Raw genomic sequence first — 14823 nt, forward strand, 5'->3', positions numbered from 1 at the left:
AAAATCTGGGTAAGAGTCGGCCCCCACCTTCCTCAAGCCACCCACACCATGAGAGTAAATCCTGATAAGACGGTAGAGAAACTAGAAGCGCAGACTCCCGGTCGCCCCACCGGGGTAGTGGCCATCGGCTGTGGAAAATACGATCTGCCCTATCTGGAATCCCTTCTTGCCGGCTTGGCTAGGCACAAGGAAATCGCCATCGTTATCGTCTCAAACGTTTCGACGCTCCACACCGACTCCATCGTTCAACTGGTCGCGCACATAAGCAACTTCTCCGTGGAAGTAGTCTCTCAATCCGCTAACCTGAAATCCAGTACCGTCTACCTCAATACACCTTTCCACTACCTAGCCTACGAGCAAGGATCATTAGTCAACACTCTCGCTAGCGCATTCACGGGTAATGAGAGACCTTTCGACAGGCTTCTGGAAAGTATCCGCAACGACGATTTCGATTGGGTAGCCGTGTCCCTACAGGGGATCGGCCCCGACGGAGAACAGGGTATCCAAAATCTGGAGAATAAAGGATTTTTCGGCTTCTCATGCGGCGGGTCCGATACCCCTGAGACTCCTGAAGCATCCCCAAGCGATCTGGCTGCGAGAATTAGCGAATGCCTGTCCCTGAATTGCCCGTCACAGGAAACCGCACAATCAAATCTCCTCGATAGAATCATAGACCAACTTGAGAGGCTTAGCTCCATCGATTTTCGGCGCTACAAGATAACGACGATTAACCGACGGATACAGTTCCGGATGAGACAGCTTGGATTGGAGAGTTTGGCGAGCTACCTGGCAAAGTTAGAGCAAAGTCCAGAAGAAGTCCAAGCCCTCTATCATGACCTCATGATCGGGGTGACACACTTCTTTCGCGACCCTCAAGCATTCCAAATATTGGAGGATCGAGTCATTCCCGAACTCTTTAAGAACCAAGATTCCCACGGTCGAGAAATTCGAGTCTGGGCGCCGGGAGTGGCAAGTGGAGAAGAGGCATACTCACTGGCTATCCTCTTCGATGAGTACGCCCAACGTATCGGTTTAAAGGACCCCAATTACCGTATATTCGCCACCGATGCTCACCCGCCTTCCATAGAAAAAGCGATGCAAGGGCTATTCCCCTCCCAAGCATTGTCGACCTTAACTAAAGACCGAAAAGAACGCTATTTCAATCGATCCCTTCAAAGCTATTCCGTCACTCCGGAGTTGCGAAAAAAGATAGTCTTCGCCCCCCACGATCTTTTGAAAGACCCGCCCTTTACCAAGATCGACCTCGTTTCCTGCAGAAACCTGCTCATTTATTTCGATGACGCCGCCCAAAAAAAAGCCTTGGGCCTGATCCTTTTTGCACTCCGACAAAAGGGATATTTGCTTTTGGGAGCCAGCGAGTCGCCTGCTAGCTACATTCAGCAGATTGAAACGATCGATAGCAAATGGAGAGTCTATCGAAAATCAGCCTCGCCACAGATTGATTTACCTGTGGGTCATTATCTCCCCCCAAAAGCAGCAGCGAAGACCAGCAAGGGAAAGAAAGGCGTTTTCTTGGACCGAGAAAGCCCGTTTCGCAATCTGATCACCGAACTGATGTCCTCTCAAATGCCAGCGGGCATCATTATCAGCGACCAAGACGAAATAATTCATACCTTCGGAGAAATAGAAGCATTCTTCTCTAAATTAGAAGGCCACGTCTCTTTGTCATTCGATAAACTTGTACGTTACGAACTCCGCCTCCCTATGAGGGTGGCCAGGAAAGAGGCTTTAGAGACCCGCAGGCGAATCGAAACGGTAGCAACGATGCCCATCCACGGAGAGTCTTCCAATGTAACAATCTCAGTAGAACCGCTCACTAGGTTTAGGGAGTTCCAGGATTATGTCTACGTCAAGATCCAGACAGTCAGCAACTTTTCAGTAGACGAATCGAAAGTACCAACGGTGAGAACAAGCCATAACGATGGCGACGATGAGACAAGTTCACTAAAGCAGGAACTGCAAGACACCAAAATTCAACTACAAGAAACCATACACCAGCTAGAGCTTAGCAACAAAGAGCTCATGATGGCCAACGAGGAACTACTCACCTCCAACGAAGAACTGCAGAGCACCAATGAGGAGCTACACTCAGTAAATGAAGAGCTCTTCTCGGTAAACGCAGAATACGAACTAAAAAACAGGGAGCTCGTCGCTCTCAACGAAGATATCGACAACCTCCTTCAGTCTACCGAGATAGGAACCATATTTATCGACAAAAATCTGCGTATCCGGAAATTCACTCTAGCCGCTTCGATATCAATGAACCTGCTAGATTCCGACCTAGGAAGACCCATTGAGCACATATCTCATGACTTTGCCAACTACGAGACACTCGTGGCTGACACACAAAAAGTTATCGAAGGCGGACATGGCATCGAAAGGGAAATTAGAACCCATTCACACAGTTGGTTTCTTCTGAAAATTTCACCGTTCAAGTTAGAAAGCGGTGAAGTAAACGGAGCTGTGGTGACACTGGTGGAAATATCGGCCCTGAAGGCGGCAGAAGAGCGAATCTACGAAAGCCAGCGAAAACTAAAGCTTGCTCTAGAATCCGCTGACCTAGGACTCTGGACTTGGGATCTTAAAAACCACACTATCGATTTTGATGAAAACCTAGCTCGTATCTTAGACCTGGATACCAAAGAAGAATCCGATGAAAGCCATTTCCTAAGGTCCCTGAACATATCCCGAGATGCCCTCGGGAAATACGATTTCAACAACGGCGACCTCAACCAAGATACCCTGCGCTACTCTTGGAACGCTCGTCTACGTAGTGGGGAAATACGCTACCTTTCAGCCAGAGGAATCATAAACAGAGACACAGACGGAAACGTGACTCAGGTAAGCGGCATCATCTGGGACGAAACAGACGTCAAACGCCAAGAGCAAATCGTACTACAAAAAAAGAACGACTTAGAAACGCTCCTCTACGTAATCTCACACGACCTTCGCGAGCCCTTGCGGGCGATCAGGAACTTCTCTCGCTTACTCGAAAGCCGTCATTCAGACCAGATACAGGGGAAGGCCAAAGATTTCCTACAACGAATCAACTCCGGGGGAGAACGAATGTCAAAACTCCTCGACGACGTGCTTAGCCTATCGCGAATAAGCAGGATGGACCCCCCTTCGGAACTCATCCCGGGAGACACGATCGTATCGGCAGCCTTAAAAGGGCTTGAAGCAAAGATAAACGAAACAAAGGCCCAGATTGTCACTACAACCGATTTTCCAAATATAAAAGCCAACCTAACCTATGCCACGCAGGCCCTTTTCAATCTGGTGAGCAACGCCCTTAAATTCGTCGCAGAAGGAAAAAATCCAGAGATCGAGATAAGTCCTTATCATGATCCAAATAACCAATACACTGGATTCATTGTGCGCGACAGAGGTCCTGGCATTCCTGAGGGATCTGAGGAACGAGTTTTCAGGCTCTTTCAAAGAGCGGTAAATCGAGATATCGAGGGAACCGGTGCGGGCTTGGCGATCGTCAAACAAATTGCTACGAAACACGGTGGAGATCTATCCTACAGCGCCAGAGAAGGTGGAGGATCTGCTTTCACCATAACCTTCAAAAGATAGGCGAAACAGTGGATCCTCTAAACGTTTCCAACCAATCATCCACCCGCTCCACCACGCAGCCATTTTCCTTGTTCGTAGTGGACGACAATGACGACGACATAATACTCTTGGAAGAAGCGATCTCTTCGATAGACAACGCATTTATCCAAGGGATTGCAAGAAATGGCATGGAGGCACTCGAGAAGCTAGATGTGCTGAAACAAACTCGGATGACTCCATCCCTCATGCTCGTCGACATAAACATGCCGATAATAAATGGCTTTGAGCTCCTCCAGAGAGTGAGGACCATTCTAACACTCGAAGAGCTACCTATAATCATATTTTCATCGAGTAGTCGTTTAGAGGATACGGAGTTAGCTTACAAATACGGAGCAAACGCATTTTTGCAAAAGCCGGAACGCTTCGACGAACTCGAGAAAACAATCACTGCTGCAGAAAAGTTTTGGAACCGAAGAGCGAGGTGAACCAGAAAAATATAAGTACCTGCCAAAACCATTTCTGAAGTGCCCTCCCCTTAAAAAACAAAGCAAGCTGACAAGCGTGCGAATCGAATTGGCATAACGCTGCTAACCCAAACCGTCTTCTCTAGAGTCTTCGAAAGAAGCAGCGGACAAAATCCTTTTTGACGTCCGTCTTAAACTGGGAGCATAGTCCAAACCTCTCCCATATATAAGCGCAACAATAGCAGCATATTCTCTGTAAATGCTCTGCTGCCCGGACTAGCTTGTTTAGGTGTACTGAAAAGCGCCAGAAATCCAAACGCCAACCCTGACCCCGCACCTAAAATGCCGAATGCCCCCCAGCTTCCTCGCCGCGACTTCATAAAAAACACCGCTCTCGGAGTAGCCGGAGCAACCCTTGCTAGCTCCATGTTGCCCCAACTCGCATTTTCTGAAAAAGCCAAGCTCGCCCCCATGACTGTGCCGAAATGGAAGGGCTTTAACTTCCTTGATTTTTTTGTCCCTGACCCGGCCCGTTCCCGCAAGAAGACCACCGAAGATCACTTCCGTTGGATGAGCGACTGGGGCTTCGATTTCGTACGTATCCCCATGGCTTACCCCTACTACTTGGATATCGACTACGAGCGCGACATCACGCCGGACGAAGTCTACAAGATCTCGGAGAAAAAGGTAGCAGAGGTAGATCGACTTGTAGAAATGGCTAACAAGCACGGCTTGCACGTGAGCCTAAACCTGCATCGGGCACCGGGCTACTGCATCAACGCGGGATTCCACGAGCCCTATAACCTCTGGAAAGACGACGAAGCTCTGGAAGCATTTTGCTATCATTGGGAAATGTGGGCCAAGCGCTACAAGGGGATATCAAGAGAGCTCATCAGTTTCGACTTGGTCAACGAACCCAGCATGCGCGAGGACATGAATGACCAATTCGGAAAACGTGAAGCGGTCCCAGGCATGACCTATCGACGCGTGGCCGGTGCTGCCGTTAAGCGAATTCGCAGCGTCGCTCCCGATCATCTAATCATGGCGGATGGCAACAACGGCGGACACGAGGCGGTCCCAGAACTCATCGACCTCGGAGTCGGTCAAAGCTGCCGCGGCTATTTCCCTTTCGAAATCTCCCACCACCGAGCCCCTTGGGTACACAAGGACCCAAGCGGTATTCCCGCCCCGAGTTGGCCCAACGGTCCGGAACAAGATCGAGCTGGCTTGGAGGAATTCTATCAGCCTTGGTTCGATCTGCAAGATGCCGGTGTCGGCGTACATTGCGGCGAATGCGGTTGTTACAAAGAAACACCTCACGACGTTTTTCTGGCATGGTTTGGAGATGTGCTGGGAGTCCTTTCGGAGAGAGGTATCGGCTTCTCCCTTTGGGAAATGGATGGCGATTTTGGCATCCTAAATTCAGGCCGAGACGACGTTGCCTATGAAGACTGGCACGGACAAAAGCTGGACAGGAAGCTCCTGAAACTACTCCAATCTGTTTAGCAGTCTTTGAAACCTTAGCGACCTCGGCTGGACTCGCTTTTCGTAAGCGATCAGTCGCAATTTCCGCGACTGCATGATTGCAAACGGTCGATGCTCAAAATCTACTGTGGCATCGTTTCTTCATGAAGTCAGATTCCGATCCCCAATACCAGGCCGAGCTAAAAAATCTACAGCGCGAGCTGGTCCTCCTACAGCAGCATGTTGCCAACAACAACAAGCGCCTCTTAATCATATTTGAAGGACGCGACGCGGCTGGCAAAGGAGGAGCAATCCGTCACTTCACCCGGCACCTAAACCCAAGAGCCATGCGGGTAATCGCCCTTCCTAAACCAACGGAAAAGGAAATGGGCCAGTGGTTTTTCCAACGTTATTTCCTAGGCCTACCCAATCCGGGAGAAATAATTTTCTTCGACCGTAGCTGGTACAATCGCGCCGTGGTGGAGCCAGTGATGGGCTTCTGCACTCCCGACCAGTACGAGGAGTTTATGATGCAGGTAAACGACATCGAACGCATGCTCATAAACGACGGAATCCAGATTATAAAATTCTGGTTCTCCATCAATCGCGGAGCCCAGAAGGACCGTTTCGAGGCACGCAAGTCAGACATCCTAAAGCAATGGAAACTGAGTACCGTGGACGCCTTGGCTCAGGAGAAATGGGACGAGTTCACCTACTACAAAGAGCAAATGTTCGAGCGAACCCATACCATGAAATCCCCATGGGTAATCGTTAACGGAAACAACAAGCCGCGGGCTCGCCTCGAATCCATTCGCTACGTTCTCTCCCAATCGGAGTATGATCGCAAGGGCGAGACACAGGTGCGACTTGAGCCACTTCCAGGCTCAGTCACTCACTTCGACCAAGCCTATCTGGAAGCGAAACGGGCCTCCGATAAGCTTTAGCCAAAGCGGTTTCCGTTAGAAATACCAGGCCACCACGGCCTTAAGAAATCCCCGTTCCATGAAGGGGAATGTAACCATATTTCGCAGGCCCATCTCTTTGGCCTTGGTCGCGACTGGACAGAGGTCAGCTTCCAAGCTCTCGCTCGTTCTGGGTATACCAGTGAGCCAGGTCTGACCGAGCACACCTAAGCCTTTCTGGACTCTGATATCTTCGGCCATCTCCTCCCAATCTGGATCGATCGAGCACAGGGCGGAATGCAATCGGAGACACTCGGAATCATCATCCTCGGGGACCCAAACTTCATAGCGTTTGGCGATCGGCATATGCTCGCTCGAAAGTAAACAAACCACCGTATCCCCCTGATTACCGCCCAAACACGGCAGCGCCAAAGCAGTCGTCATCTCAGCTCGCGAGGCATCGAAAGAACGAGCGAATACACCGGAATTTGCGAGGTCGCCCAGTACCACGGGAAGCCGTTGTTCAATTGCTAAGCCTGGTAAACCGAAGCCAGAGCGGAAGCGGGTCTTGCGGGAAATGAAGGCAAAATCGTCCAGCGATCCGTAGTACCCATCTTCTAGAACAATTTCGAAGGGAAAGGTCCTAAGCGAGCGCCAAACCTCCAGAGCTCCCGCGTGAAAGCCATCCTCCCCGCAGAAAAAAGTAACAACTCCCATGACAAACTCTCCCGCAAAAACAGGGATCGCGACTCCACAGGTTAGTCCCGCTTTGTGGGCCGCTTCCGTCCGCTTGAAGTTGTCATCGTTGAACTCGGTAAGCACCACCGGTTGTCCGGTCGCCCACGCCTTCCCTGGTAAGCCTTCATCGAAAACAAAGGACTCGTCCCTACTTGATTCCTTGAATTCTTCGAGATCCCCGTAGATTCCTGAAGACAGCTCTAAGCTCGTGCGGGAACCGTTTGGTATCCAGACTTCGGTTACTTTTATGAAGGATTTTTTTGTAGGCGTTTCTGCTGTTGGAGTCATGCCGAGAAACAGCACAAAAAATGCCCGATAGGCCAAATAGAGACTCTTTGTTCAACACTGAGCGCCCATTTAGCAAATCGATCGCTTCACAATCTCCTGCAGCGAAATCCCGTGACGTTTTTGGAGCTCTTCTTCGATCATGCGCAGCTGCTTGCCGGGATTAAAAAAGGCTTCAGACCAACCATAGCCAGAACAGGCCGTGTCAGCGATCCAATTGCCTGCCTTATCCTGCCCCCACCATTGACGATAAGCTTCCTGAGCCTCCGGTCGAAAATGCATCTCCGGCTCTGCGTAGTGCGGAGAATAATAGTAGTCCGGCGGCAACGCATTGAGCAGAGTCTCGAAACAATGGATACGCAGTTTCACATCGCTCCGAGAAAAATGGGCGATCCGGGCCAAACCATAAACAGCCGCCAAAGGGGCCACCAGCTCGATGCGTTCCAGGTTTGGAAAGCGATTCGTAAGCTCGTCGACGAGGCCGATTATGACTGTCCCGCTCGCCACGCTGTCCCCCACCACGGCGACTTTTACCGCCGCCTTTTCCGCATCCGTCAAATCCTTGTCCTTGAAAACCTTCAGCTCCATCCGCCTTCCCAAGTCCGGCACGCTGGGGTCTGGAACGTGGTGGGCGTCGACTACGATTTCATCGCAAACACATCCGGAGATTGATAGAACCGCATCGCTCAAGCCGTATTTCATTCCTTCGCGTAGCACTGGAAAAACCATAGTTTCTCCGGACCCCGAATTTTCCAGCAGCGACTTAAAAGATGGCGAGGACAAGCAGTCCCGAACGCCCTCTTCAGTCAAACGCGTTCGGTGGGCTCCGAGAACGAGCTGGCCGGGAAGCTGAAACGGCCGATCCCCTGGAAACGATAAGCCGAGAGTATCGAGAACCCCCGCCACCGGATCCTGGCCCGAGTAGTCGCCGAGGTAAATGAAACGCTCGGTGGCTGGGCTGTGGGAGAGGGAAAGTTCGAGGTCCGGGGCTCCTTCGACTTTGAGGACACCCTCGCGAAACGCCAGCGGACCCTGCCAAACCGCTTTTTCCAAGCGGAACGATCCGCGAAGCTGAAAACCGGATCCCATGGGAAACTCGAAAGCTTGCTCGAAAGACATGGTCACTAGACGGTGGTATTTCTTCCGCCAAGACAAGCGCTTAACAGCGTTTCCTACCCTCGACTCCCCAAGGAACTTCCTGATAGTTTGGGACTCAAATCAAATAGGTCCGGCAAACATTGCCTTTGCATCATCTCCCGCCCCAACAGTCGGCCAACCAGATTCCAAACTCTAAAATGCCAGATCCACGCATAGCCGCCATACGTGACTCTCTCTCCACTCATATCCATGGCAAACCGAGCGCCATCGACTCCGTCATCACCTGCCTGATAGCAGGGGGGCATGTCTTGATTGAAGACGTCCCGGGAGTCGGGAAGACAACTTTGGCCTACGCCCTTTCCCGATCCATGAACTGTCTCTTCAACCGGATCCAGTTCACTTCGGACCTCATTCCCTCGGACATAATCGGAGTCTCTATCTACCAAAAGCCAGAGTCGCGCTTCGTCTTCCACCCGGGTCCTATCTTCGCAAATGTGGTGCTAGCCGACGAGATCAACCGCTCTTCCCCCAAATCCCAATCCGCTCTTTTGGAGGCTATGGAACGCGGACTCGTCACTGTGGACGGCGAATCCCATCCGATCGAAACCCCCTTCATGGTCATCGCCACTCAAAACCCGGTAGATTTCGAGAGCACCTTCCCCTTGCCGAGCGCTCAGCTGGATCGCTTCCTGATGCGTATCTCGATGGGTTATCCTGACGCCGCCTCGGAGAAAGCCATGCTCAAAAGCGGAGCCCTCCACTACGACGACATAAAGATCCAGCCCGTAGTAGAAAAAAGCGATATCGAAGACCTGAGAGAATTGGCTCGAGAAATCTTCATTGAAGATTCGACCTACGATTATTTGCACGAGATCGTGATGCGAACTCGTAAGCATCCAGGAGTCGCAGTGGGTGTCAGCCCTCGCGGGACCTTGGCTTTCAAGTCAGCCATCCAAGCGTCCGCCCTTGTCGACGGACGTGACTTCGTAACGCCAGAAGACATACTCCGCCTCGCCGTGCCCTGCCTCGCTCATCGACTGAGATTACAAGAGCGCCATGGATTTGAGCAGGACTGGAACGCCGCCGCGGAAATTGTCGAAGAGATAACGGAGTCCGTTGCTCAGCCGCATCAAGTCGACTAACCAAGCCTTAGCCTCGTGCCATCGAAAGAGAACACAGGAAAGATCGAGCTGATCCAGCAAGAGTCTGGAAAAGTCTTCGTCCGCCTGGGCGCGGTGTCTTTCTTTGCCTTCCTCTTTTTCCACATCGATTTCCTAGCCATCGCTTCGAGTATCCTTCTCGGAGCATTCTGGGCGTCCTCCATCCTAGCTAAACAGGCCATATCGGGCGTTCAACTCGAAGTATCCGCCCGGCAACCACGAACGCACTGCGAGGAATCGATGCGGGCAAAGCTAGTGCTGATAAACAAAAACAGATTCCTGCCGATTTTCTATCCGGTCATAAGCGTGCGGGAAGCTAAGTCGCTTCGTATTCAAGTTTTCCAACATCAAGGAATCGTACCGCCCCGCAAATCCGTTTCCCTCGATATAGACCCGTGCCTGCACAGCCGCGGGCTACAAAAACTGGAAGCCTTCGCCCCTCGAAGCCGTTTCCCGTTTTCACTCCATCTGGCGATCGCTAATCGCAATGCCTACAGCGAGGAAGTCATCGTCTGGCCCATCCCCGTCTCCATCGATTTCGCATACCTATTTCAGCATCCACCGCGTCTCGTGATGACTGATACAGGCGAAAAGCAATTGGCTACTGATTCCATTGAAGCAGTACGGGTACGCGACTACCACGCTGGTGATCCAAAAACGCGCATCAACTGGAAGCTCTCAGCCAAGCTAGACAAACTAACCGTAATCGACCCGCGAGACGAAGTCCGAGAACGCTACGAGCTCCACCTAAGCTCCTCACAAGAACTCTGGCCGAGCTCCTTAGTCTTTGAACGAATGCTGCGACTCGTCACGGCAGTCGTACAGGAATTTCAACTACGCAAAATAATCCGTAGCTTCACAATCGACGGAAAAACCTATCCCCTCGGAACGAAACGACAAACGGCCCAGTTTTTCGACGCTCTTGCCCTTCTGGAGGCGAGTAAAGAGAAAGCTAGTTATCCGAGCCGTTCTCGTCGCAATAGCCTCTGGATATTGCCCGCTCCCTACTCCCAAATAAAGCTATCAACGCTACAGGAGATCAACACGAGGGAGGAGGCGGCGCTATGAAAAACGAAAAGCCCCTTTTCAGCCTCGCTCGAGTGGGAGTAAGCTATTGGCTGGCTCTATCCTCGGCTCTAGTCGCGTTTTCTATCGTGAGCGGAGCGACTGCCCTTCCGTTGCTAATCACCGGAATCGCTCTTTTGCTTCAGTCCCTTTCGCCACAAGCAAGCCCTCGGCGACATGCCTGGTTTTCGGGACTGTTCATATTCGTGGCCTACCTCTTCGCCCTCTATCCGCTATGGCCGTATCCTTACTTCAATTACTATGGCTTACCGGCAACGCTGCTTTTTCTAGTCGCACTGATCGCAGCGCTAAACCGGCAGAGTTTTGGAGGAAGCCGCGGGGTAACCAGTATCGCGGCGATTTCGTTTCTTTTGTTCATCCGCAACGTAGCGATTTTCTTCGTATTCGAAGCACCGATTGCGGAACTGAGCTACAGCATTGGCTTCGTCTGCTTCATGGAAATCGCCACGAGCACTCGGTTTGGAAAGAGCAAGGATAATCCCCATCCAGAGCTGGCCTTTGGCCTGACACTCGCCCTTATCGCCAGTTTTCAAATCGAGTCGATGACCCTTGGCGTTTTCTTGGCCGGACTGCCAATCGCGGCTTTCCTAATCCGCAACCACATTCTTTCCGAAGTATCCAACGAATACACGCGGCCAGCAATACCGATCCACGCCACAAGGCCTCCCCAACGCTTTCATCCTAGCCTGTTCATTCTTCCTCTCGCCCTCGCGGCATTGCTTTATCTCGTAATGCTTCGACTCCCCTTTTGGGCCGACTCGATTCCGCGACACGCTCCTCCGCTGGCCAAGAATCTTGCCGAAAAAGCGAATGAACTTTCGCAAGCAGCAGACTTACCAAACGACAGTATTGAGTCGTTGGCCAATGACCTCATCAACGAAGAGTTTTTCCGGGAAAAAGCAGCCCAGCTCGCTGATACTTGGGAGACCTTGCGAGACGCCAAGAGCTCGCCAGAACAAGTAACCCGGAGCGAGCGTCAAGCCTATGACGATTACAAACCATCAAATTCTACCCGCCCTGCTCCCAACAATTCCTACTCGAATCGGGAATTAAAAAATACCGATGAGCCGAATACGATTACCCAAAGCAGAGCCATTCCAAACACCTCTCGACAAAAGCCCAATCCTCCTCCGCAGGATCCAATAGTCTTCGAGAATAAGCCGCAAAAAGCGCCCACGGGACCGAGCACTCCGGTTAGCGTTCCCAATCCTCCAACAGTTTCGCTCGGCTCGGGAACCCCTGAAGCGCTCCGACCCGATTCTTCCGAAACCTTTGGCTCAAACGAAAGTGGGGAAGAAACAGGATTCGGACTTGGAGACCAGGCTCCCTCCCTCGCTCAACGCGCTTCGGAGTATGAGCAGGGCGTAGACTTCGAACATTTTCTTGAGAATTTCGACCACCCCGGACGAGCGATTGCGGAGAGCCTAAACCTGGAAGGGAGCGACGTGAGCGCCTTACTGAGTCAAGAGCCGCTCATAACCGTAAAGCTCGATTCTGCTAAAACAGCTCCGGACCGAATCTACCTTCGTAGCAACGTACTGGATACCGTCTCTAAAAACGGATTCGGCGGATCGAGATCAGAGGAAAGCCGCGTGGAGGTCGAAACCGAAAACGCCAAGCCGCTGCCATTGGAGATTTTTCGAGCGAGTCGTAGCCCCGGCTCCACAGTCACCATTACAGCAAACCTGCAAAACCAGCCGACCCTGCCTCTGGTGGAGTCCTTTTCCGCAATCCAAATTTTCGATACGAAGCAGATCGCTTTTTACCCGCAGGACCGCGTCGTCGTCGCTCCCCTTTCCGAGCAACCAATCGCATACCGGCTATATCAAGCGGATATGGATATAACCGAGCGGGAGAATCTAGCTCGAAACCAAGATGCCTCCTACTTGCAACGCATGCTCGAGATCCCATTGGATCGATCAGACCGGAACTTCCTGAAGAAACTAGCTAGCCGCGTAGGCGGACTGAAATCTCCGACCAGCCAGTTCGCCAACCGATTCGCAAACTACTTCGAAAAACGGCATCCCTACTCCTACTTCGTAAGCATACCTCCCGGAAAAGGACACGCCGTGGTGCGTTGGCTCAAAAACGAGTCCCCCGGTCTTTGCTCGAATTATGCCGCAGCCTTTACCTTGCTGGCCCGCAGCCGCGGAATCCCAACTCGCGTAGTCGGAGGCTTTGCTTCCAATGAATACGACAGCAAAGACCAGCGTTTCCTTCTCCGACAAAGAAACGCCCACGCTTGGGTGGAATATCTAGACGAATCCAATCGCTGGATACGCTTCGACCCAACTCCCAGAATAAGCCCCGCTGAAATGCAGCGGGCTCAAAGTTACGTGAGCCAAGAATCTCCTCATGCCTTTGAAAACCTTGTCGAAGCAGAGCAAAAAGCACTCGCCCAAACTGAAGATACCAAAACCCAACTAGCCAAGGACTCGCTGGATCCCGAGCCCACAAAAATGGAGTCAATAACCGGAGCTCAAGATGAGCTCATACCGGAAGACACAAGCAGTGCCCAGACAGCGGATACTTCGCCCGTCGCGAGAAACGTGGAAGTTCCAAAGAACGAAGCCTCTGACACCCAAAATCCAACAGGCCAAAGTGGCCCTCAACCAACCGCAGACTCCTCCCGGAGCAGCGAACCAGCCCCTTCAGTTTCTCCCCCGCTCGCGGTTGCTAACCCAGAACCCGAGTCAGTTACCCCATCCCCACGGATCGCCGCTCAAGAGTCAGAGGACTTGGAAACCGCTCCGCCATGGCTCCTTATTTTGCTCCTCCTGACCATAGTTGTCCCTGGCGCATTTCTCGTTCTCAAAACCTCACGCCAAAGGGTCGCGCCACCGGAGATGCGTATCCGTCAAAAGGCAGGGAAATTGCTGGCTAAACTCGACTCCTTGCTCAGCGAGCACCAGCTCGCCGATGATCCCATCTGGAGAGACACTCGAAGAGATCTCTCCCAACAACGCTACGGCCGCGAAAGCAATGCAGCCCTAGTTCAAGACCTTGGCGTGAGGGTCGCCCTCCTCGAAAAACGCAAAAAAGCCTAAGCTTTGACCGGTCTCGATTTACGGTTCTCCTGCAGTAGAAAAAAGACCGAAAGCAAAATCATCCCCGACCCGACCCATCCTCCCCAAGTCAGAGTCTCGCCGAGCAACACCCAACCGAGAAAAAGGGCGACAACAGGGTTTACATAGGCGTGCGAAGAGACCGTGGAAGGCGAGCAATGTCGCAGCAAAAAAACATAGGAGGTGAAGCCCAGAAGCGACCCAACCACCACTAAATAAGCAAAGGCCAACCAGGATTCGATCGATATGGCGGCGAGATCGAGCTGTCCCGTCTCTTTCAGGAAAAGCCCCGCCACGAGGGAAACGATTCCTCCGCAAAACATCTGCATGCCAGATTGAAGCCAAGGGTTGATGGTCTGGGGATTTCGCTTGGAGAAGATCGACCCATAGGTCCAAAAAATGATCGCGGCAAACATGAGCACATACCCCCAAAGGGCTCCTTGCATTTCGACGCTTGCTCCCGAAAAGACCAATGTCGCCACTCCGGCTAATCCACCGCTGACGATCGCCCAAGTATTAAGGGTCGGTTTCTTCTGAACGCCTCCCAGCCATCCCATAAACGTCATAAAGAGAGGGCTGCTGGCTATGATTAGAGCAGCCATGGAGGAATCAATATGCAGCTCAGCGTAACAAACGGTACCATTTCCGCCCGCGATCAGAAAGGCTCCCACGGTGAAGGCATTCTTCCATTGCGCTCCGCTCGGTCGCGCTGCGCCTGTCACACGGGCAATCAAATACAAGATGGCGCCAGCTACCGTAAAGCGTGCCGCTGACATGAAAAACGGAGGAATCGTTTCGATCGCCACCTTGATCCCAAGATAAGTCGACCCCCAGATAATATACAGAGCCGCAAAAGCGATTCCTAGCATCCAAAGGGAAGGTTTATCTTGGGTCGTCTTCATAAGATTCGAGTGGTCGTGCTAGACTCATGCCAGCGAGGCCTCCGGTAGCAAGCCACCGTTTCAAGGGATGAAAAGTCCTT

The 14823-nt window shown here is 52.0% G+C and carries 10 protein-coding genes; 7 read left to right on the top strand and 3 right to left on the bottom strand.

The window, feature by feature from the left end; genetic code table 11:
* Positions 1-48 precede the first annotated feature (48 nt).
* From H5P27_RS11270 to ppk2, 4 genes are all read left to right on the top strand, one after another.
* Positions 49-3600 (top strand): CheR family methyltransferase, encoded by a 3552-nt coding sequence (locus tag H5P27_RS11270; RefSeq protein WP_185660490.1) that lies wholly within the window; start codon positions 49-51, stop codon positions 3598-3600.
* 8 nt (positions 3601-3608) lie between these two features.
* Positions 3609-4064, top strand: coding sequence for a response regulator (locus H5P27_RS11275; RefSeq protein ID WP_185660491.1), 456 nt, complete (start codon positions 3609-3611; stop codon positions 4062-4064).
* Positions 4065-4385: 321 nt separating this feature from the next.
* Positions 4386-5549 (top strand): glycoside hydrolase family 5 protein, encoded by a 1164-nt coding sequence (locus H5P27_RS11280; protein WP_185660492.1) that lies wholly within the window; start codon positions 4386-4388, stop codon positions 5547-5549.
* Positions 5550-5671: 122 nt separating this feature from the next.
* On the top strand, positions 5672-6451 hold the full coding sequence (gene ppk2 / locus H5P27_RS11285) for a polyphosphate kinase 2 (protein ID WP_185660493.1): 780 nt from the start codon (positions 5672-5674) through the stop codon (positions 6449-6451).
* 15 nt (positions 6452-6466) lie between these two features.
* Here ppk2 and H5P27_RS11290 read toward each other — a convergent pair whose 3' ends face one another.
* Together H5P27_RS11290 and H5P27_RS11295 are read right to left on the bottom strand one after the other, a co-directional pair.
* Positions 6467-7435, bottom strand: coding sequence for a GAF domain-containing protein (locus H5P27_RS11290; RefSeq protein ID WP_185660494.1), 969 nt, complete (start codon positions 7433-7435; stop codon positions 6467-6469).
* Positions 7436-7504: 69 nt separating this feature from the next.
* Positions 7505-8551, bottom strand: a complete 1047-nt coding sequence (locus H5P27_RS11295) for a hypothetical protein (protein ID WP_185660495.1) — start codon at positions 8549-8551, stop codon at positions 7505-7507.
* 176 nt (positions 8552-8727) lie between these two features.
* On the opposite strand from H5P27_RS11295, the gene H5P27_RS11300 reads away from it, so the two are divergent.
* The 3 genes from H5P27_RS11300 to H5P27_RS11310 are packed head-to-tail and all read left to right on the top strand — an operon-like array spanning position 8728 to position 13823.
* Entirely contained in the window at positions 8728-9672 is a 945-nt protein-coding gene (locus tag H5P27_RS11300) for an AAA family ATPase (RefSeq protein ID WP_185660496.1), read from the top strand.
* 15 nt (positions 9673-9687) lie between these two features.
* Positions 9688-10758: a DUF58 domain-containing protein gene (locus H5P27_RS20090; RefSeq protein WP_185660497.1), complete on the top strand. Its 1071-nt coding sequence runs from the start codon at positions 9688-9690 to the stop codon at positions 10756-10758.
* Positions 10755-13823, top strand: a complete 3069-nt coding sequence (locus H5P27_RS11310) for a transglutaminase-like domain-containing protein (protein WP_185660498.1) — start codon at positions 10755-10757, stop codon at positions 13821-13823. The genes H5P27_RS20090 and H5P27_RS11310 overlap by 4 nt, the downstream gene beginning before the upstream one ends.
* Here H5P27_RS11310 and H5P27_RS11315 read toward each other — a convergent pair.
* Entirely contained in the window at positions 13820-14743 is a 924-nt protein-coding gene (locus H5P27_RS11315) for an EamA family transporter (protein ID WP_185660499.1), read from the bottom strand. The genes H5P27_RS11310 and H5P27_RS11315 overlap by 4 nt on opposite strands.
* Positions 14744-14823: the final 80 nt, after the last annotated feature.

It is taken from the genome of Pelagicoccus albus (genome assembly GCF_014230145.1).
In the GTDB taxonomy this organism is placed as follows: domain Bacteria; phylum Verrucomicrobiota; class Verrucomicrobiia; order Opitutales; family Opitutaceae; genus Pelagicoccus; species Pelagicoccus albus.